This window comes from Mesorhizobium sanjuanii, from assembly GCF_002529485.1.
GTDB lineage: Bacteria > Pseudomonadota > Alphaproteobacteria > Rhizobiales > Rhizobiaceae > Mesorhizobium > Mesorhizobium sanjuanii.
This window is the reverse complement of record NZ_NWQG01000066.1, coordinates 1-2383: the sequence shown is the minus strand read 5'-3', so window position 1 is coordinate 2383 and position 2383 is coordinate 1. Positions and strand designations below refer to the sequence as shown.

The 2383-nt window shown below is 63.1% G+C and carries 3 protein-coding genes; 2 read left to right on the top strand and 1 reads right to left on the bottom strand.

Annotated elements, in window-relative coordinates; translation table 11 throughout:
• Positions 1-3: 3 nt before the first annotated feature.
• Complete coding sequence (locus CN311_RS12550; RefSeq protein ID WP_097574039.1) at positions 4-1524, bottom strand: sensor histidine kinase; 1521 nt, start codon at positions 1522-1524, stop codon at positions 4-6.
• Between the two features lie 75 nt (positions 1525-1599).
• Between CN311_RS12550 and CN311_RS12545 the strand changes: the two genes are divergently transcribed.
• Together CN311_RS12545 and CN311_RS33395 are read left to right on the top strand one after the other, a co-directional pair.
• Positions 1600-2223, top strand: a complete 624-nt coding sequence (locus tag CN311_RS12545; RefSeq protein WP_097574038.1) for a thermonuclease family protein — start codon at positions 1600-1602, stop codon at positions 2221-2223.
• A gap of 48 nt (positions 2224-2271) precedes the next feature.
• Positions 2272-2383 (top strand): thioredoxin domain-containing protein (locus tag CN311_RS33395; protein ID WP_483425988.1); only part of this gene is annotated, 112 nt, incomplete at its 3' end.

The following is a 2383-nucleotide window of genomic DNA, read 5'->3' as shown; positions in this document are numbered from 1 at the left end:
CCCTCAGCGCCGGCGCGCTGCAACCGCCTTGGTCGGCAGCGCCGGCAATTCCTCCATCACCCGGCTCAGCGGGAAGATGGCGATCGCCTCGGTGCCTTCGCGCAGTTTGGAATGGAGTTCGAATTGACCGCCATGCATGGCGAGCAGGCCCTGCACGATCGGCAGGCCAAGCCCGGTGCCTTGTTCGGCGCTCTTGATGGCGATCGAGCCCTGGCCGAAGGCGGACAGCACGACCGGAATCTCGTCTTCCGGAATGCCAGGTCCATTGTCCTTGACCGAAAGATATTGCCCGCCACCGGCCGTCCAGCCGACGCGCACGCGGATCTCGCCGCCGGTCGCGGTGAACTTGATGGCGTTGGACAACAGATTGAGCGCGATCTGCCGCACCGCGCGCTCGTCAGCAAACAGGCGCGGCAAGGCGCTTTCGAAGTCCTGGACGATGCGGATATCCTTGTTGCGCGCCTTCAGCTCCATCATATGGCAGCAATCCTCGACGACGGAGAGCAGCATCATCGGTTCCTCGTTGAGCTGATAGCGGCCAGCTTCGATGCGCGAAAGGTCGAGGATTTCGTTGATCAGGTCGAGCAGATGCTGGCCGGACTCATGGACGTCGCGAGCATAGTCGCGATAGGTGGGGTTGCTCATCGGTCCGAGCACCTCGTTCGACATCACCTCGGAAAAACCGAGAATGGCGTTGAGCGGCGTCCTGAGCTCATGGCTCATCGATGCCAGAAAGCGCGACTTTGCCAGATTGGCGTCTTCCGCCCGCCGCCGTGCTTCGTCCGACATCGACTTCGCCGTCTCGACCTCGGCGACAAGCGCATCCTTTTCGGAGCGGAATGACAGAAGCATCAGGGACGCGCGGTTAAGATGGCGCGCCACATAGGCGAAGAAGGGCAGTGATACGACCAGCAAGCCAACCATGATCAGTTCAACCGGCGTCCACAGCCTTGCACCGGCATAGGCATAAACCGCCACCGGAATGGCGAAGATCGCCAGCAGTGCACCGTGCAGCGACGAGGCCGTGATCGCCGTCGCCGCCATGGCAAGCAGCAGCACGACCGCCTTGATCAGATGGAACTGGTCGATCTGGCAGGCGTCGCAGCCGAGCCAGGCGAACCAGGTCCAGCCGAGACCACAAAGGAAATGGCCGATCAGGAAATCCCTGCGCGTTTGCGGCGGGTTGATCTCGGCGGCTTCCGTGCGGTCGATGCGCCCGGCCATGAATGCAACGATGGCGTAGCAGATGAGCATGAAGAGTGCCCAGACGCCGATCTCCTTGCCCATCCCTGCAAACAGGCCCGTCGCGGCAACCGCCAGGACGAGAAGCGGAACGGCGATCGCGCTGCCGATCATCGAACGGGCGTGGAGTTTCAGAAGCTCGCGATCGAAACCAGGATTGCCCGCCTGCTGCGAAAGACGGTCGCGCGTCTTGCGGACCGCGCGCGCGACATCGCTGTTGCGATGGCGTTTCCTGCGGTCCACAATAAACTTGTCCGCTGTGTTCGAGCGTTGCAAGGGCATGGAGACTTCAATTTATGCGGGCAGCGGTTTCAAATTGTTAAGCTACGTTCGAATGATTAACCAACGGTTTGCCATATGAGCCGTTCGTGGTCGCGGCGGCCGCGCCGACGGTACGCTCCGCCGCGGCCGCCAAGCCTGTGGCGCAGGCTGGTGGACTACGGGCTGACCGTCATTGCCCTTGGCCTGTTGATCCTCCTGGCCGCACGCCTCGACCGGATCGAGACACGCAAGACGGAAGGGGCGGCGATCGTCAACGACGGCGATACGATCACGCTGGGCACCGAGCGCATCCGCATGCGCGGCATCGACGCGCCGGAATATTCGCAGATCTGCCGCAGGGGCGGCACCGACTATCCCTGCGGCAAGCTGGCGCGACAGTCGCTGGTGCGGCTGATATCCGGCAAACCCGTCTCCTGCACCGGCTGGCAGCGCGACCGCTACGGCAGGCTGCTCGGCGAGTGCAAGGCCGGCGGCAAGGATCTCAACCGCGCCCAGGTCGAAGCCGGCTGGGCGATCGCCTATGGCGATTTCGAAACTGAGCAAGCTGCCGCGCGCAGCGGCAAGGTCGGCATCTGGGCCGGCACCTTCGACGAACCGCATGATTGGCGCGAGAGCCATGGTCGCGAAATGGTCGAAAGGAAACACGGCACCCTGGCTTCGATCGGCGATGCCTTGCGAGAAATTTTTCGCTTCTGGTGATGACAACCCTATAGTTGTCGCAACGAGCCAGAGGACTGGGAGGATGGAATGAAGCTCTTCGACGGCGGCCGCGCCCCCAACCCGCGGCGGGTTCGCGTTTTCCTCGCCGAAAAGGGGCTGGAGGTACCGCTGGTGCCCGTCGACATGGGCGCGCTTGAGC

Bases quoted from the DNA above. Each gene is read 5' to 3' on its own strand.
- CN311_RS12545 (WP_097574038.1), top strand. From the start codon at position 1,600: ATGAGCCGTTCGTGGTCGCGGCGGCCGCGCCGACGGTACGCTCCGCCG.
- CN311_RS12550 (WP_097574039.1), bottom strand. From the start codon at position 1,524: ATGCCCTTGCAACGCTCGAACACAGCGGACAAGTTTATTGTGGACCGC.